Origin of the sequence: Ruminococcus sp. AF31-8BH (genome assembly GCF_003460605.1) — a bacterium.
GTDB classification, from domain to species: Bacteria; Bacillota; Clostridia; order Lachnospirales; family Lachnospiraceae; genus Blautia_A; species Blautia_A acetigignens.
Genome location: NZ_QTVN01000003.1, coordinates 137,561 through 156,006, shown reverse-complemented (window position 1 = coordinate 156,006; position 18,446 = coordinate 137,561). Strand labels below are relative to the sequence as shown.

The 18,446-nt window shown below is 42.9% G+C and carries 17 protein-coding genes; 16 read left to right on the top strand and 1 reads right to left on the bottom strand.

The window, feature by feature from the left end; all coding sequences use genetic code 11:
• Positions 1 to 3: 3 nt before the first annotated feature.
• Positions 4 to 951 carry a glycosyltransferase family 2 protein gene (locus DWZ38_RS05025; protein ID WP_117850620.1) on the bottom strand — a complete coding sequence of 316 codons (948 nt, stop codon included), beginning with the start codon at positions 949 to 951 and terminating at the stop codon, positions 4 to 6.
• 315 nt (positions 952 to 1,266) lie between these two features.
• On the opposite strand from DWZ38_RS05025, the gene DWZ38_RS05020 reads away from it, so the two are divergent.
• The 16 genes from DWZ38_RS05020 to hslO all read left to right on the top strand — a co-directional run bounded on the left by DWZ38_RS05020 (position 1,267) and on the right by hslO (position 18,438).
• The gene (locus DWZ38_RS05020; RefSeq protein WP_117850617.1) at positions 1,267 to 2,634 is read left to right on the top strand and encodes an MATE family efflux transporter; all 1,368 of its coding nucleotides are present in this window, start codon (positions 1,267 to 1,269) and stop codon (positions 2,632 to 2,634) included.
• 13 nt (positions 2,635 to 2,647) lie between these two features.
• Positions 2,648 to 3,235, top strand: coding sequence for a cytidylate kinase-like family protein (locus DWZ38_RS05015; RefSeq protein ID WP_117850615.1), 588 nt, complete (start codon positions 2,648 to 2,650; stop codon positions 3,233 to 3,235).
• A 579-nt stretch (positions 3,236 to 3,814) separates the two neighbouring features.
• Positions 3,815 to 4,141: a hypothetical protein gene (locus DWZ38_RS05010; RefSeq protein WP_021924769.1), complete on the top strand. Its 327-nt coding sequence runs from the start codon at positions 3,815 to 3,817 to the stop codon at positions 4,139 to 4,141.
• The gene (locus tag DWZ38_RS23320; protein WP_347518955.1) at positions 4,087 to 4,206 is read left to right on the top strand and encodes a hypothetical protein; all 120 of its coding nucleotides are present in this window, start codon (positions 4,087 to 4,089) and stop codon (positions 4,204 to 4,206) included. Before DWZ38_RS05010 ends, DWZ38_RS23320 begins: the two co-directional genes overlap by 55 nt.
• The gene (locus DWZ38_RS05005) at positions 4,203 to 4,688 is read left to right on the top strand and encodes an HD domain-containing protein (RefSeq protein WP_021924768.1); all 486 of its coding nucleotides are present in this window, start codon (positions 4,203 to 4,205) and stop codon (positions 4,686 to 4,688) included. The genes DWZ38_RS23320 and DWZ38_RS05005 overlap by 4 nt, the downstream gene beginning before the upstream one ends.
• Positions 4,689 to 4,707: 19 nt before the next feature.
• Positions 4,708 to 4,809, top strand: coding sequence for a TnpV protein (locus tag DWZ38_RS22695; RefSeq protein ID WP_243000161.1), 102 nt, complete (start codon positions 4,708 to 4,710; stop codon positions 4,807 to 4,809).
• Positions 4,810 to 4,827: 18 nt separating this feature from the next.
• Positions 4,828 to 4,953 carry a TnpV protein gene (locus DWZ38_RS22690; RefSeq protein ID WP_243000160.1) on the top strand — a complete coding sequence of 42 codons (126 nt, stop codon included), beginning with the start codon at positions 4,828 to 4,830 and terminating at the stop codon, positions 4,951 to 4,953.
• 303 nt (positions 4,954 to 5,256) lie between these two features.
• The gene (gene clpB / locus DWZ38_RS04995; RefSeq protein ID WP_021924767.1) at positions 5,257 to 7,839 is read left to right on the top strand and encodes an ATP-dependent chaperone ClpB; all 2,583 of its coding nucleotides are present in this window, start codon (positions 5,257 to 5,259) and stop codon (positions 7,837 to 7,839) included.
• Positions 7,840 to 7,873: 34 nt separating this feature from the next.
• Complete coding sequence (locus DWZ38_RS04990) at positions 7,874 to 8,047, top strand: DUF4250 domain-containing protein (RefSeq protein ID WP_021924766.1); 174 nt, start codon at positions 7,874 to 7,876, stop codon at positions 8,045 to 8,047.
• A 314-nt stretch (positions 8,048 to 8,361) separates the two neighbouring features.
• Entirely contained in the window at positions 8,362 to 8,829 is a 468-nt protein-coding gene (locus DWZ38_RS04985; protein WP_243000159.1) for a MarR family transcriptional regulator, read from the top strand.
• A 30-nt stretch (positions 8,830 to 8,859) separates the two neighbouring features.
• The gene (locus DWZ38_RS04980; RefSeq protein WP_117850613.1) at positions 8,860 to 11,022 is read left to right on the top strand and encodes an ABC transporter ATP-binding protein; all 2,163 of its coding nucleotides are present in this window, start codon (positions 8,860 to 8,862) and stop codon (positions 11,020 to 11,022) included.
• On the top strand, positions 11,019 to 12,866 hold the full coding sequence (locus DWZ38_RS04975) for an ABC transporter ATP-binding protein (protein WP_021924763.1): 1,848 nt from the start codon (positions 11,019 to 11,021) through the stop codon (positions 12,864 to 12,866). The genes DWZ38_RS04980 and DWZ38_RS04975 overlap by 4 nt, the downstream gene beginning before the upstream one ends.
• A 242-nt stretch (positions 12,867 to 13,108) precedes the next feature.
• The gene (locus tag DWZ38_RS04970; RefSeq protein WP_117850610.1) at positions 13,109 to 15,187 is read left to right on the top strand and encodes a UvrD-helicase domain-containing protein; all 2,079 of its coding nucleotides are present in this window, start codon (positions 13,109 to 13,111) and stop codon (positions 15,185 to 15,187) included.
• 324 nt (positions 15,188 to 15,511) lie between these two features.
• Positions 15,512 to 16,516: a hypothetical protein gene (locus tag DWZ38_RS04965; protein ID WP_117850608.1), complete on the top strand. Its 1,005-nt coding sequence runs from the start codon at positions 15,512 to 15,514 to the stop codon at positions 16,514 to 16,516.
• 128 nt (positions 16,517 to 16,644) lie between these two features.
• Positions 16,645 to 17,412: a class I SAM-dependent methyltransferase gene (locus DWZ38_RS04960; protein WP_117850606.1), complete on the top strand. Its 768-nt coding sequence runs from the start codon at positions 16,645 to 16,647 to the stop codon at positions 17,410 to 17,412.
• Positions 17,413 to 17,559: 147 nt separating this feature from the next.
• Entirely contained in the window at positions 17,560 to 18,438 is an 879-nt protein-coding gene (gene hslO / locus DWZ38_RS04955; RefSeq protein ID WP_117850604.1) for an Hsp33 family molecular chaperone HslO, read from the top strand.
• Positions 18,439 to 18,446: the final 8 nt, after the last annotated feature.

The window sequence follows — 18,446 nt, the reverse complement described above, 5'->3', positions numbered from 1 at the left end:
TTCTTATTTGATCTTTTCAGCATCAGGCTTATTTGTCTCTGATACGATGTAATGGGGCCTGTGCTTGCTTTCAGAATAATTTTTGGCAATATACTGTCCCATAACTCCCATGCAGAACAGCTGAATTCCGCCAATAAACACAATTATGCAGATTGTGGAAGCCCAGCCAGCCACAGGATCTCCGTAAACCAGACGTCTCACAACAATAAAGAGCAAAAAAATAAAAGCAATTGCAGTCATTATAATACCGAACCAGGAAGCGATGCTTAAAGGAGCCTCAGAGAAGTTGATAATTCCATCAATTGCATATTTGCATAAGCCCCAGAAATTCCACTTGGTAGTTCCGGCTACCCGTTCCCGGTTTTCATATGGCAGCCAGTATGTACGGAACCCGATCCATCCGAAGATGCCCTTGGAAAATCGATTGGTTTCTCCCATTGCAACAATCGCATCCACCATTTCCCGGCGCATAAGACGGAAATCTCTGGCTCCATCTACAATGTCTGCATCGGAGATCTTATTGATCAGGGAATAGAATCTTCTGGCAAACCAGGATCTTATTGGCGGCTCGCCCTCACGGCTGACACGCCTTGTGGCCACGCTGTCATATTTTCCCGATTCGATCAGCTTCAGCATCTCGGGCAGCAGATCTGGCGGATCCTGCATATCTGCATCCATGATTGCAACATAATCCCCGGTGGCATTACAAAATCCGGCATACATAGCGGCTTCTTTTCCAAAATTTCTTGAAAATGAAATATATTTCACACAGGCATCCCTGTCTGCAAAATCCTTCAGGATATTCAAAGTATTGTCTTTCGAGCCATCGTTGATAAATAATAATTCATATTCATAATTGAGATTTTTTAATACAGATATTGCTTCTTTATAGAAAAAAGGCAATGCTTCCTGTTCATTGAAACATGGCACAATAAGAGTTAACTTTTTCAAATCAAATCCTCCCTGCAAAACATATAAGTTTTGGTAAAATGTTTTGTAAAAATAAGATACCACGATACCCTCACAGGGTCAATATTTGGAAGGGATTTTCATAAAGCGCAAAGATTTTGTTTGACTTTTGTAAAAATTGGAAATATAATAATAACAAACGAGTAGCAGGCAAGCGTAAATCCAGTTTTCTGCTGCTCGTTTTTGGTTAAAATAAATATTTGCCATGAAAAAGTGTGTAGCTTGTCAGCGTAAGTCCAGCTTATGAGACAAGGTGCACACTTTTTTTGTGCCAAAAAAGAGAGGAGCTAAAACAAAATGGCAGAAAGTAACAAGATGAAAGAAATGCCGGTGAATAAGCTGATGGTCCAGATGGGAATCCCAATGATCTTATCCATGGCATTGCAGGCAGTTTACAACATTGTAGACAGTGCATTTGTAGGAAATATGAAAGTTGGCAGTGAAGCAGCATTAAATGCCCTGACCCTGGTATTTCCAGTGCAGATGCTTATGGTAGCAGTAGGAATCGGAACAGGTGTAGGAACCAATGCACTTCTTGCAAGGACACTTGGGCAGGAAAACAGCAAAAAAGCTGCAAAGGTAGCAGGAAACAGTTTGTTTCTTGGCGTAATTATTTATGTAGTTTGTTTATTGTTTGGCATTTTTGGCGTGAAAGCATACATCGCATCACAGACCGTTGATGCCAAAGTACTTGAAATGGGAGTCAGCTATCTGAGAATATGCTGTGTGATTTCCTTTGGTATTATTTTCTTTTCACTGTTTGAAAAGCTATTACAGGCAACAGGCCGTTCTCTATATTCAACGATCGGACAGGTAGTTGGCGCGGTTGTAAATATTATCCTTGATCCGATTATGATCTATGGTATCGGACCTTGTCCTGAAATGGGAGTGAAAGGTGCAGCCTACGCAACTGTAATCGGTCAGGTTGCATCCGCAGTATTGCTGTTTATCTTTCATATCAAACTGAATAAGGAATTTGAGCATGGGGCGAAATACATGAAACCGGATACTGGCATTATAAAAGAAATCTATGCAATCGGACTTCCGGCAATTATTGCTCAGGCTCTGATGTCCATTATGGTTTATGTGATGAATTTGATTCTGAAGTTTAATCCGTCAGCACAGACTGCCTATGGATTATTCTATAAGATTCAGCAGTTTGTTCTCTTTCTTGCTTTTGGGCTGCGAGATGCGATTACCCCGATTATTGCATTCGCGTATGGAATGAGAAGTAAAAAGAGAATTCGAGATGGAATCAAATATGGTCTGCTTTATACCGTTGTATTGATGATTTTAGGAATTGCAATCACAGAGATTTTTCCGGGAGCATTTGCAACTCTGTTTAATGCGGGACAGTCAAGAGAATATTTTATCAGTGCCATGAGAGTAATTTCAGTAAGCTTTCTGTTTGCCGGAATTAACATTGCTTATCAGGGAATCTATCAGGCCTTGAATGGCGGCTTGGAATCACTGGTTATTTCGCTTTTGAGACAGCTTATTATTATTCTGCCACTGGCTGGAATCTTTTCTGTATTTGCCAGAAATGGCCAGATGGGAGTCTCACTGATCTGGTGGGCATTTCCGATTACTGAAATAATTTCATGCTTTGTAGGATATGTATTTTTAAAGAAAATCAGAAAAAATAAGGTTGATGCTTTAAATTAAGGAGGGTTCAGAGATGGCAAAAAGAATCATTACAATCAGCAGAGAATTCGGAAGCGGTGGACGCTTTATCGGGGAAGAAGTTGCCAGGAAGCTTGGAATTGCCTATTATGATAAAAATATTATCAGCCAGATTGCAGAAAAGTCCGGTCTGTCTCCGGAATATATTCAGGAAAATGCAGAATTATCTCCGAAGAAAGGATTATTTGCATATGCACTTGCCGGACGCGACATTACAGGAAAATCTGTAGAAGATATGGTATATGAGGCACAGAGAAAGGTTATTCTGGATTTGGCCAAGAAGGAGCCTTGTGTGATCATTGGAAGAAATGCTGATTACATTTTGAAAGACCGGGATGATGTGCTGAATGTATTTATTCATGGGGATATGCCGGAAAAAATACAGCGCATCACAGATTTATATAATGTAGAAAAGCAGAAAGCTGTCAAAATGATGGAGGATACAGATAAAAGGCGCAAGACAAATTATAATTTTTACACAGATCAGAACTGGGGAAAAGCCAGCAATTACACGTTGTGCCTGAATAGCTCACAATTAGGATATGACAGATGTGAGAAGATAATTATGGAATGTTGTAAATAACTTGTAAGAGGGCGTGAATCTACTATCAGATTCATGCCCTCTTACATTCATTCTTGTGAAATTGTTTTTAATAATTTATGAGACGTGCAGTAACTGTAAATGCAGGCAATGATTTCTGCAATCCAGAATGAATACCAGCTATGTGAAATGCCGAAGATTTTTATAAAAATCCAGAGACAGGGTATGGTGGAGTTTCCTGATTAGCGAAACAATAACCGTTATATTGGCAATTGCTTATCTTGGCGCAGCTGGAAAAAATAACTGATAATGTGTAATTGCAGAAGCATAGAGAATAAAAAATAAAAACTGCTTACATTTTTTTAAAAATAAAGTATAATAAGTAATGTAAAACCAAGTACAATTTACATGAAAATCAGGGATCATTTCATTCAAATTTACTGAGTGAAGGATCCCTTTTTTATGTGGAGTATCTGTAAAATGAAAGAGAGGTAGCTATAATGAAAAGAATCAAAGCAGCTATCTGAATTAAAAATATAATACTTTTGCCTTTTACTTCTGTTAGAATTATAGTATGATAAATACAACTTGTATGTTTGATTTCTAACAGGAGAAATGATATTGAAAAAATATTTACCAATTCTAAGAAACAGTCCTTTCTTTAAAGGTCTTTCTGATAACGAGATAATATCTATACTGCACTGCGTAAATGCAGCAATAATTTCCAAAGAACGAGATTCTTATATTTTCAGAGCTGGAGATTCTACAGAAGTAATGGGACTTGTGGTATCCGGCTGTGTTCTTGTTATTCAGGAAGACCTTTGGGGACATCGGAATATTTTGTCAAATTTGACATTCCTTTTGACCGACAGCAGCTGGCTGATTATCTTTGTATTGACCGCGCGGCAATGTCTACGGAGATATCGAAGTTACAAAAAGAAAAAATAATAAAAACCAATAGAAAGCATTTTGAATTAAATGTTTGTGATGATACGGGGAGGAGCTTTAGATGATAAATAAATTACATTTGGCAATGATCGAATTATATAGAGGAGATGCAAAGAGAATTCAGCATTTCTGCAAAGTGCATAGTTATGCAAAGTTAATAGCAGAAACGGAAAATGTAGATAAGAAATGTTTGTTTACTATTGAAGCAGCAGCTTTGACACATGATATTGGAATTCATTTTTGTGAAGAAAAATATGGAAATTGTAATGGTAAATTACAGGAACAAGAAGGTCCTGCAATAGCAGAAAGACTGCTTAAAAAATTAGGATTTGATCAAGAGATATCTGATCGTGTTCAGTATTTGATCGCACATCATCACACATATAATAATATTAATGAAATTGATTATCAGATATTGGTAGAGGCTGATTTTTTGGTAAATATCATGGAGGATGGTTTGACGAAAGAAGCTGCTTTAAAAGCTTATCATAGTATTTTTAAAACAGCATGTGGAAAAATGATTTGCAGGGAAATGTTTGATATTTGACATAATGGCATGAATTTATGTGGAAAATGAAATTCCGGATCTCACCTATAAATACGGTGAGCAGATGGAGCAACCTGGCAAGTATGGTTTTCTTCGCAGAGATTATCTGAAGAACCATTGAAATTCAACCTATCAGGTGATGCTTTTACAGGATATAATTGGAGAACACCTTCAGAAAGCAGATCAAATGGCATGGGTAAGAGCCACTAATCAGCACAGAGCGATTGCGGAGGAGATTATCCTGAAAGAGTTGATTTATGTATAAGGATTGCCAGTAATCAATCTGGCAGATAACTAATGAAAATAGAATATTGTGAGCGAAGCAAGGCGTGAGTCATGAAAATATGACTGTTGTGGTATAGACCGGTGGAAGTCGGTGTCGTAAAATCAAGGCTTCACAAATTCTTCACAAAATAATTAGCACTCACCTCTTGACAGTGCTAACAATAAGCGCTATATTAATAACTGTAATGAGGAAACACTTACAAGCGCAGCCCCACGCGAGTTACTTTTTTAAAGAGCCGCGCAGGCTGCGCATTTGTATATATAAGCTGAAGGAGGAGAGCCTATGAACATCAGCAAATTTACACAGAAATCTGTACAGGCAGTTCAGGATCTGGAAAAGGTTGCTTACGAATATGGCAACCAGGAAATTGAACAGGAACATTTGTTATATACCCTCCTGACCCAGGAGGACAGCCTGATTCTCAAGCTTATTGAGAAAATGGAAATAAATAAGGAATACTTCCTGAACACAGTAAAGAACGCTCTGGACGCCAAAGTCAAGGTATCCGGTGGTGAACTTAGATTCGGACAGTATTTGAATAAAGCACTTGTAAATGCAGAAGACGAAGCCAAGGCAATGGGAGATGAATACGTATCTGTAGAGCATCTGTTCCTTGCCCTCTTGAAATATCCAAGCCCCAGCATGAAGAAAATCTGGAGCGAATTCGGCATCACCAGGGAGCGCTTCTTACAGGCACTTTCCACAGTCCGTGGAAATCAGCGTGTGGTAAGCGACAATCCGGAGGCAACCTATGATACTCTGAATAAATATGGTGAAGACCTGGTAGAGAAAGCCAGAAGCCAGAAGCTTGATCCGGTTATCGGAAGAGACAGCGAGATCCGTAATGTGATCCGAATCCTTTCCCGTAAGACCAAGAACAACCCGGTTCTCATTGGTGAGCCTGGCGTTGGTAAAACTGCAGCCGTAGAAGGTCTTGCCCAGCGAATCGTGGCAGGAGATGTGCCGGAAGCACTGAAGGACAAGAAAATTTTTGCTCTGGATATGGGAGCTCTGGTAGCCGGAGCTAAATATCGAGGCGAATTTGAGGAACGTCTGAAGGCTGTGTTGGAAGAAGTTAAGAAAAGCGAAGGTCAGATTATCCTGTTTATTGATGAGCTTCATCTTATTGTGGGCGCAGGTAAAACAGATGGTGCCATGGATGCCAGCAACATGCTTAAGCCAATGCTTGCACGTGGTGAGCTTCATTGTATCGGCGCAACTACTCTGGATGAGTATCGTCAGTATATTGAAAAGGATGCAGCCCTGGAGCGTCGTTTCCAGCCAGTTATGGTAGATGAGCCATCTGTAGAAGATACTATTTCTATTCTTCGAGGACTGAGAGAACGCTATGAAGTATTCCATGGTGTTAAGATTACAGACAGTGCCCTTGTGGCAGCAGCAACTCTTTCACACCGTTACATTACAGACCGTTTCCTTCCGGATAAGGCCATCGATCTGGTAGATGAAGCCTGCGCGCTCATTAAAACAGAACTGGATTCTATGCCTACCGAGCTGGATGAGCAGCGCCGTAAAATCGATCAGATGAAAATGGAAGAGCTTTCCCTGAAAAAAGAAACGGATAACTTAAGCAAAGAACGATTGGAGGAGCTTCAGAAGGAGCTTGCAGAAATGCAGGATTCCTTTAATGCCCAGAAAGCCCAGTGGGAAAATGAAAAGCATTCTGTAGAGAAGCTTCAGAAGCTTCGTGAACAGATTGAGGATATGAATAAGCAGATTCAGATTGCAAGACAGAATTATGATCTGGAGAAAGCTTCCGAGCTGCAATATGGAGAGTTGCCTAAATTACAGCAGCAGCTTGAAATTGAAGAGCGAAATACTAAGGAAAGTGACAGAAGCCTTGTTCATGAGGTAGTTACCGATGATGAGATAGCCCGTATTATTTCCCGCTGGACCGGAATTCCGGTTGCAAGACTGACAGAAGGAGAGCGTGCAAAGCTTCTTCACCTGGAGGATGAACTTCACAAACGTGTAATCGGACAGGATGAAGGTGTCCGCCGTGTTACAGATGCCATTCTTCGCTCCAAAGCCGGAATCAAAGACCCGACGAAGCCAATCGGTTCCTTCCTGTTCCTTGGACCAACCGGTGTTGGTAAAACAGAGCTTGCCAAGACCCTGGCACAGACCCTGTTTGATGATGAGCAGAATATGGTTCGTATTGATATGAGTGAGTACATGGAGAAATATTCTGTATCCAGACTGATCGGAGCGCCTCCGGGATATGTTGGATATGAAGAAGGCGGACAGCTGACAGAAGCCGTTCGTCGTAAACCATACAGTGTAGTTCTTTTTGATGAAATCGAGAAGGCACATCCGGATGTATTTAATGTACTTCTTCAGGTTTTGGATGACGGACGTATCACAGATTCCCAGGGTCGTACCGTAGATTTCAAAAATACAATTCTGATCATGACCTCCAATATCGGATCTCCGTATCTTCTGGATGGTATTGATGAGAATGGTGAGATTAAAGAAGAAGCTCAGAAAGAGGTTATGGATGATTTGCGCGGACATTTCCGCCCGGAATTCCTCAACCGTCTGGATGAGATCATTATGTTTAAGCCATTGACAAAAGATAACATCGGTAGTATCGTTGACCTGATGGTGAAGGAACTCAATGACCGTCTTGCTGATCAGGAACTTTCCCTGGAGCTTACAGATGCAGCCAAGAAAGATGTAATCGACAATGGTTATGATCCGGTTTACGGTGCAAGACCACTGAAGCGTTATCTGCAGAAATATGTGGAGACTTTGACTGCTCGTAAGATTCTTTCCGGTGAAGTCCACACAGGAGATACACTGGTGTTGGATGTAGAGAATGGAGAGTATGTGGTGAAGGTAAAATAAGATCAGCAGCAATAAACCTGCAAAGGAGATTCTTATGATACCAAAGGACCCAATGATCTTACTGAGCTATGTGAACACCCAGCTTCGGGATTATTACGATTCCCTGGAGGCACTGTGTACCTGCCGCGGGCTTCGTAAAAAAGAATTGCTGGAGAAGATGGATTCCATCGATTATCATTATGATGAACAAACCAATCAGTTTATTTAAATAAGAAGCAAAAACCGCCTGCAACTCAGTTTTCAGCTGAATTTGCAGGCGGTTTTTTGTTTCCTTGCAATTTTTGTCCGGTTTTCAAGGCAGATGAAGAATATAAAAGCTTAGTCTGACAAAATAAAAACATCTGCAAACAACATAATATCAGATTCTAAATTCTAAAAAAAATATAAACTGCACAAAAAATACTTGCATTTTTTATAGAAAAGTATAGAATACAAAATTAGTCGTCTAACTAAATGAGAAATATATGAAATTGAGGTGAGAATGTGGAACAGGATAATGAGAAAAGTATACAAAGCCTGGTAATGGAAATCAGTCGTATGTATATGGAGAAATGCTTTGTGAAATTAAAAAAGGTTGGCATTCATCCAAGGCAGATCCCTATTCTGGCTGTTCTTTACAGGAGGGATGGCTGCAGCCAAAAAGAGCTTGCGCAGGAGTTAGGCGTGAAGCCCCCTACGGTTACAGTCAGTATTCAACGCCTGGAGAAAAATGGTCTCCTTATCCGCAAACAGGATGAGATGGATCAGAGAGTGAGCAGAATCTATCTTTCCGATGCAGGCAATGCCATTATTAGAGAAGGAATGCAGCTGGCCAGAGAGGGCGAAAAGCAGATGCTGAGTGGCTTCTCAGAAAGCGAGCTTTGTCTGATGCGAAGATTTTGTCAGCAGATTAAGGAAAATATCGCAGCAATGCCTGAACCGGAGCTGTCTCCTGATGAAATGCCAATGGGGCATTTTGCGGAAGGAATAGTAGCTGTCAGGAAGAAATAGGGCAGGATAACAACGAAAGGAAAACAAAGCATGATTAAATTAATGAAGTATCTGAAAAAATCAGCAGGCTATATTGTTCTGATTATTGGATTGCTGTTTTTGCAGGCTTACTGTGATCTGTCTCTGCCAGATTATACCTCTAAGATTATTAACGTAGGTATCCAGCAAGGCGGTATCCCGGATGGTGTTCCGGAAAAAATGCGCAAGAGCACCATGGAAGATCTGCAGATATTTATGGATGAAGACACCAGGAAGGAGGTTTTAAATGCCTATGTACTGGATGGTGATGTTTATGAACTGAAGAATACTATTACAGGGGATAAGAGGGATGAATTAAACGATCTTTTGTGCAAACCCTTGATGATGTATACTTCTTTTACTTCCGGAAGCGAAGAAAGCCAGATGATGCTTTCCAAAATGCAGATGCCTGAGGGAACAGATCCTATGCAGGCTCTTGGCAATATGCCGGATGAAGCAAGGAAGCAGATGCTGGAGACAGTAGATGAGAAGCTTTCCGATATGCCGGAATCCATTCTTACTCAGGCTTCGGTAAGTGGCGTAAAAGCAGAATATCAGGCCATGGGTGAAAATCTGGATACTATTCAGATGAGGTATATTAAGAATGCTGGAATACGGATGGTGCTGATGGCACTGCTTATTATGCTGGCAGCAGTATGTGTGGTCTTTTTGTCTGCAAGGGTGGCAGCAGCCCTTGGACATGATTTAAGAGATAATATATATCGCAAGGTTATCCACTTTTCCAGCAATGAGTACCACAGGTTTTCCACTGCATCCTTGATTACCAGAAGCACAAATGATGTACAGCAGGTACAGCAGGTTATGACTATGATGTTTCGAATTGTGCTTTATGCACCGATTCTTGGTATCGGAGGCGTAATCAAGGTTCTGCAGACAGATTCCTCTATGACCTGGATTCTTGCAGTGGCAGTAGCACTGATCCTTATTGTAATTTTTGTGTTATTCCAGATCGCAATGCCGAAATTCACCATACTTCAAACGCTCATTGACCGATTAAACCTGGTAACCCGTGAGATTCTTACCGGAATCCCGGTTATTCGTGCTTTCAGCCGTGAAGAGCATGAGGAAGAACGTTTCGAGAAAGCAAATAGTGATCTTACCAGAACAAATTTGTTTGTAAACCGTTGTATGACCTTTATGATGCCGGTTATGATGCTGATCATGAATGGTGTCTCTGTAGCAATCATTTATTTTGGTGCACATGGGGTTGACAGCGGAAATATGCAGGTAGGAAATATGATGGCATTTATTCAGTATGCTATGCAGATTATTATGTCCTTCCTGATGATTACAGCTATTTCTATTATGCTTCCAAGAGCCAATGTTGCAGCAGGGCGTATCTGCGAGGTTCTGGAAATGGAGCCTTCAGTAAATGATCCGGAAGATCCGGTTCTTATGGAGAATCAGAAGAAAGGAACGGTAGAGTTTGACCATGTAAGTTTTGCCTATCCGGACGCCGGAGAAAATGTAATCAATGATATTACTTTTAAGGCAGACAAAGGAGAGACAGTTGCTATTATTGGAAGTACAGGAAGTGGAAAGAGTACTCTTATTAATCTGATTCCAAGATTCTATGATGTAACAAAGGGTAGCGTAAAGGTAGATGGTGTGGACGTTCGAGATATGACTCAGCACGATCTTCGTGAGCGCATTGGCTATGTTCCACAGAAGGGAGTGCTGTTCTCCGGTACTATTGATTCCAATATTCGATACGGTAAGCCGGATATGTCCAGTGAGGATGTAAAACTGGCGGCAGAAATCTCCCAGTCTGATGATTTTATCCAGGCGAAAAAGGAAGGCTATGATGCACCGATTTCTCAGGGCGGAACTAACGTATCAGGTGGTCAGAAACAGCGTTTGTCTATTGCAAGAGCCATTGCGAAAAAACCGGAGATTCTGATTTTTGATGACAGCTTTTCTGCTCTTGACTTTAAAACTGACAGCAGGCTTCGCAAAGCATTAAGGGAAAAAACAGAAGATACGACAACTATTATTGTGGCACAGAGAATCAGCACCATCTTGAATGCAGATCAGATCATTGTTCTGGATGAGGGAAATATGGCAGGCATAGGTACCCACAAAGAACTGATGAAGAACTGCGAGGTTTACAGGCAGATTGCCATGTCCCAGCTTTCAGAGGAGGAATTAGCATGAGTGAAAACAAAGCCAGAGGCCCTGTGATGGGCGGTCACCGGGGACGTGGAATGCAGCCTGGGGAAAAAGCCAAAGATTTCAAAGGCGCGATGAAGAGGCTGTTTCAGTATATGGAGCGCTACAAATTCCGTTTCGTGCTGATGTTTATTTTTGCAATTGCCGGAACTGTTTTTAATATTGTAGGACCAAAAATCCTTGGAAAAGCAACAACAGAGCTTTTTAGCGGTCTGGTTGCCAAGGTAAACGGTACGGGAAGCATTGATTTTGGAAAAATCGGATATATCCTTTTATGGACTCTTGGACTATATGTGACAAGTGCCTGCTTTTCCTTTATTCAGGGATATGTGATGACCGGAATTTCCAATGATGTTACTTATAATTTAAGAAAAGATATTTCCAAAAAATTCAGCCGCCTTCCCATGAACTATTATGAGAGTCGGACAAATGGTGAGATTCTTTCCCGTGTGACTAATGACGTGGATACCCTTCAGATGAGCCTGAACCAGAGCATTACCCAGCTGATCACATCTGTCACAACCCTGATCGGTGTATTCGTAATGATGCTTTCCATTAATGTGTGGATGACACTGGCTGCACTTTTGATACTGCCTCTGTCTATGATCATTATTAATTTTGTTATGAAGCACTCCCAGAAATATTTCCAGGCACAGCAGAAATATCTTGGAGAGGTAAATGGCCAGATTGAGGAAAACTACGGCGGACACAATGTTGTTAAGGTATTTAACAAGGAAGAGGATGTAGTTGCAGAATTTGAAAAGGACAACCAGAAGCTTTACGAATCTGCATGGAAATCCCAGTTTTTCTCCGGAATGATGATGCCTGTCATGCAGTTTGTAGGAAATATTGGATATGTTATGGTTGCTCTTTTAGGAGGCTGGTTTACCATCAAGGGAGCAATTGAAGTTGGTGATATCCAGTCCTTCTTCCAGTATATCAGAAACTTTACTCAGCCGATCCAGCAGATTGCCCAGGTAACGAACCTTCTGCAATCCTCAGCAGCAGCCTCCGAGCGTGTGTTTGAGTTCCTGGATGAGGAAGAGGAAGAAACCATAAAAGAAAACGCAGTATCTATAAAAGGTCTTAATGGAAATGTGGAATTTAATCATGTAAGTTTCGGATATAATCCGGATAAGATTATTATCCATGATTTTTCCGCAAAGGTAAAGGACGGACAGAAAATTGCCATTGTAGGACCGACAGGCGCAGGAAAGACCACTATGGTTAAGCTTCTGATGCGTTTCTATGATGTAAACAGAGGCTCCATCTGTGTGGATGGACATGATGTAAAGGACTTTAACAGAAGCGAGCTTCATGAAATGTTCGGAATGGTTCTCCAGGACACATGGCTGTTTTCAGGAACCATTATGGAAAATATCCGTTACGGAAGACTGGATGCCACAGATGAAGAGGTGATCGCAGCAGCTAAGGCGGCTCACATCCACAACTTTATCATGCAGCAGCCGGGCGGCTACCAGATGGTCCTGGACGAGGAGACCAGCAACGTTTCCCAGGGTCAGAAACAGCTTCTTACCATTGCAAGAGCAATCCTGGCAGACAATAAGATCCTGATCCTGGATGAGGCAACCTCCTCTGTTGATACCAGAACAGAGGTCCAGATCCAGAAGGCCATGGATAACCTGATGAAGGGCAGAACAAGCTTTGTCATTGCCCACAGGCTTTCCACCATCAAGGATGCGGACTTGATCCTGGTTATGAAGGATGGCGATATTATCGAGCAGGGCAGTCACGAAGAGCTGCTTGCAGCAAAAGGCTTTTACGCAGATCTTTATAACAGCCAGTTTGATAAGACACAGAGCGCATAAGAAGCCACGCACATTTTGCAGATAGTTTTTTATCAAGATAGTTCGTCAAAAATCCATTTGAAAACAAGGAAAAATACGTGAGAAATATACAGCAGTTTTTCAGAAAAATATATGAAAAACTGCTGTTTTTCTATCTATACTTTTGGGGGAAGATAATGTATAATGGAGCAAAGTTTCCGCAAAATATGAAGTGCGGAACCATGAATATACCAGCCATGGAAGGATGAAGGAGAGTATATTATATGGCAATTGACAACAGAGACGGAGAAGCATTTCTGACTTTTGTCACAGACAAACTGAAAACACGTATTGCGCACATCAGCGAATCCATTCTGGAAGGCCAGAAGGACATCGAGGGAATGCATGAATACTACTGGGAAAACTATACAGAGATGGACCAGTACGGATATGAGAATTTTGATAACCAGCAGGCACTGCTCCATCAGATCAATGCCAATGAGCAGCAGATCCATCTGAGAAAAAGATTCCGCAAAATGCTGGATTCCCCTTTTTTCGGAAGAGTGGATTTTATATTTGAAGGAGAGGATGAGCCTGAGATCTTTTATATCGGCATCGGCAATTTTGCAGAGGAAACCGGACATACGCCTTTGATCTACGACTGGAGAGCTCCGGTGAGCGGCCTTTTCTATGATTATGATAAGGGACCTGCTTCCTATGAAGCACCTCTTGGAACTATCACCGGTGAGATTGCATCCAAATGGCAGTACAAGATCCGTAATGGAAAAATGATCTACCAGTTTGAGAGTGATGTGAAAATCGATGACGAGATTCTGATGGCAGAGCTGGGCAGCGGCGGAAGCGTAGCTCTTAAGAACATTGTCCGCACCATCCAGAAGGAGCAGAATGCCATTATCCGAAATACCAAGGATAAGATCATGGTGATCCAGGGGGCAGCCGGAAGCGGCAAGACTTCCATTGCACTGCACAGAATTGCCTATCTTCTGTACCATGACCGGAAGAATCTGAAATCCTCCAACATTCTGATCCTGTCACCAAACAGCATCTTTTCCGATTATATTTCCCATATCCTGCCGGAGCTTGGGGAAGAGAATATCCGGGAAATGAGTTTTGACCTGTTTGCGTATAAGGAACTGAAGGATACGGTATCCGACTGCGAGGACCGCTACGATCAGATCGAAAGAAGCCTGACCATGCCGGATGTGCCCTCTCTTTACAAGGAGAAGCAGTCCAGGGAATTTTTGAACCAGATGGAAGGCTATCTTACCACATTAGAGGATGAGCTGATGAATTTCCATGATGTGGAATACAAGAACTTCACCAGGAAAGAAGAGGAGATCATCGAGCTGTTCTATTTCAAATTCCAGGACATTCCCCTGCTTTCCCGTATGGAAGCTGTGGCGGAGAATTTCATTGACGAGGTGGAGACACTTCGGGATAGCGATATGGATGAGGAAGAACGTGCCTTTGTGATGGAGAAATTCATGGGTATGTACGAGACAAGGGATGTCTATGTGATGTACAGCCGTTTCCTGGAAAGCTGCGGTTATCCGGGACTTCCCCATGTACAGCTGGCGGACCGCAGGCTTTCCTATGAGGATGTGTATCCGGTGCTTTACATGAAATACCGTCTGCTTGGCCAGAACAGCAGCCACAATGGGATCAAGCATCTGGTTGTGGATGAAATGCAGGATTATTCCAGGCTGCAGTATCTGATCATTAAGATGATGTTCCCCTGCCGCATGACCATTCTGGGAGACAAGGCTCAGACCATGGAGGATGAGAACCAGGATGTGATCGGATTCCTTCCGAAGATTTTCGGCAAAGATATCCGCAGGATCGTGATGAACAAAAGCTACCGAAATACAGTGGAAATCGCGACCTACGCCAATCATCTGGCTGGCATTACAGACATGGATCTGTTTGAGCGTCACGGCGCCCCTGTGGAAGAGAAGCACTTCCCGGGAAAAGAGTCCCAGTCTATGGAACAGGCACTGGATGAGATCATAAAGAAGCTGGAGCTTGGGGAAGAGCAGTTTGAGACCGCCGCAGTGATCCTTCGTACAGAAGGAGAGGCAAAAAAGGCAGCAGGTATTCTGAAGGAGAAGCTGGCAGCCGCTGGGTTTGACACAGAGAACCGTTTTTCCTATCTCCACAGGGACAGCACCAGCTTCTGCAAGGGACTGACTGTAACTACTTTTTATCTTGCAAAAGGACTGGAATTTGACCAGGTATTTTCTCTGTTTCCAGAGGCGGATACAAGTGCACTTGCAAAGCAGGGCAGATACATTGCCGCTACCCGTGCCCTTCACAAGCTGCATATGTATGAGTACGGAAACTAAATTTTACAAAAGTATGACAAACAGGAGCTAAAATAGAAAAAGAACTGGTTTTTTCAAACAGGCTCTAGTCACAAATGTATAAAAAAATCGGTTAAAGTTTATAATATTTTCACAGTAATTTTAGATTCAGACTTTGGAAATCCATTGACAGGTCTGTAATAAAATTGTAAAATATAGCCCGAGGGACTTATCGTCTGGTAAGTTCTGTAAAGACATTGGACAGGATAACCTGCATGAACAGATAATTTTTATGCAGGCATGGATTGTGAAGCACATGAATGTGCAGCAATCCTTTTTACCGAATGAAAAATCAAGGAGGATACCATGAAGAATAAAAAGATTTTAGCAATCTTAACCATAGCAGCTAGTGTTTCCATGTTTGCAGCAGGATGTAATTTCGGCGGAGCTGAGCCGGACGAGCAGGTTGTTGTGACTGAGACTCCTACACCGGCAGCGACTGCAACTCCTACACCGGAGCCGACCATTGCACCGGATGTTCAGGACAGCACTTATACATCCAGCAACGGAGCCGTTTCCATTAAACTTCCGGATGCGACCTGGGCGAATAAGGCAGACGAGGCAGATATGCTCAGCTTTGAGTCACCGGAGCAGGGCAAGATCCTGATCCTTCACGGACAGGGAGAAGATGCCATGTCTTCCGCAATGCTTCCGGATACTGAGGATCTGGCCAATGCCCTTGAACAGGCTTCCGATCTTGTACAGGGAACCGACTTCACTGTTGAGAACTATACTTCCAATGATGTAGAGGGAGTAGGCGTTTATTCCTACACAGTCAGATATACAGACGCTTCCAAGAGCGGCGGCTACGCATATGCCCTTCACAAGATCTATAAGAGTGCAGATGAATACTACAATATCTGCGGATCTGTAGTGAACGATGATTCTCTTGCGGGAATCCAGGCAGCTATTGATTCCTTTGGAATTTCAGGAGATTCTTCCCTGAAGGCAGCAGCACCTGCAGCAGGAGATAATGCTTCTGATGGCAGCACAGACGGAACTGCAGATGGAAGTACAGACGGTACACAGTCTAACAGCACAGATTCCTCCGCAGGAAGCAGTGACGGAACCATCAGCAACTCTGCAGGATTTACCCAGGAGCAGCTGACCGATACCAACCAGACCAGAACCATCTACCGCAACTCAGACGGACATCCTCTTGTGATCACACCGGATGGAAACGGCAACTGGGTTGACTTTGACGGAAATACCTACCGTTTCGTAAACAACGAGGACGTTTACGACCAGAATGATGTTGATTATTACTGGCACGGAGAGGGTGCAGACGTATACTATATGCCTGTAGAGTAATCAGATGACAGCAGGGAAGCTGATGAAAAAATCGAAGAAACAGCTTCCGTGGAAAACAGCACAAAGTAAGATCAGGCGGACACAGCTATCCTTTTGGGGTGGCTGTGTCCGTGACGGTTGGAGGGAATATGGAGAATTTACAGGCTTATGGAGAATTTGCCCGGGTATATGATATGTTCCAGGATAATGTGGACTACGATGCCTGGGGAGCATGGCTGAAACAGCAGCTGAAAGAGTACGGCATTTTGGATGGACTGGTGCTGGATCTTGGATGCGGCACCGGAACGATGACAGAGCTTCTTGCAGAGGCTGGCTATGACATGATCGGAGTGGACAATTCCGAGGAAATGCTGGCAGAGGCCATGGAGAAGCGTGTGGAGTCCGGACACGACATTCTTTATCTTCTGCAGGATATGCAGGAGTTTGAACTATACGGAACCGTAAGAGCGGTTGTCAGCGTGTGCGACAGCCTGAATTACATAACAGAGGAAGAGGAACTGCAGCATGTATTTGCCCTGGTGAACAATTACCTGGATCCCCACGGAATCTTTCTGTTTGATATGAACACGGTATACAAATACCAGACCATGATCGGGGATGCCACCATTGCAGAGAACCGGGAGGAAGGAAGCTTCATCTGGGAGAACAGCTATGATGAGGAGTCCGGGATCAATACCTATGAACTGGCTCTTTTTATTCCAAGGGAGGACGGACTCTATGAGAAAACAGAGGAGGTTCACTACCAGAGAGCCTATCCGCTGGAGAAAATTAAGGAACTGATTCAGAATGCAGGTATGGAACTGCTTGCTGTTTACGATGCCTACACTATGGAGCCGCCGAAGGAAGACAGCGGCAGACTTACCTTTGTAGTAAGAGAACATGGGAAGGAAGTATAGTAATTGTTCAGCAAAGCAAAATGAGAACTGTGGCACAAAATCGGGTGAAGCATGATTTTGTGTATATCGCGAAGGCAGGAATGCATTTTGATTGTAATTGCAAAGATGCTGAACAAAGATGAGTTTAAATTTTAGAGGAGAAAACACATGAACGATTATATTATCCGCGCGACAGCGGCTAACGACCAGATCCGCGCATTTGCAGCAGTGACTACCCAGATGGTGGAGACTGCAAGAGAACACCATAACACAAGTCCGGTTGCGACAGCAGCCCTTGGCAGACTTCTCACTGCAGGAGCCATGATGGGCTCCATGATGAAAGGAGAGAAAGACGTTCTGACTCTTCAGATCAAGGCAGGCGGTCCACTTCAGGGAATTACCGTAACAGCCGATTCCCAGGGAAATGTGAAAGGCTACGTAGGCAATCCGGATGTCTGTATCCCAGCCAATTCCAAAGGCAAGCTGGATGTGGCAGGCGCTGTTGGACCAGGATTTCTGAACGTGATCAAGGACATGGGCCTGAAGGAGCCATACAGCGGTCAGGTTATGCTTCAGACCTGTGAAATCGCAGAGGACCTTACCTACTATTTTGCAACAAGCGAGCAGGTACCTTCAGCAGTTGGTCTTGGAGTCCTGATGAACAAGAACAATACGGTACGTCAGGCTGGCGGCTTTATTGTACAGCTGATGCCTTTTGCAGAGGAAGAAGTCATTTCCAGACTGGAGCAGAACGTACAGAAGATTAATTCCGTTACCAGTCTGTTAGAAGAGGGACATACACCGGAGAGCCTTCTTGAGAAGGTTCTGGAAGGCTTTGATATGCAGATCAACGAGAAAACAGACACCCGCTTCCACTGCAACTGCACCAGAGAGCGAGTTGAAAAAGCGCTGATCAGCATTGGCAGAAAAGAATTAAACGAAATGATCCAGGAAGGCAAGCCTATTGAAATGAACTGCCATTTCTGCAACACAAATTACACCTTCACTGTGGAAGAAATGAAAGAAATTCTGAGAAAATGTAAATAATCAGGGCA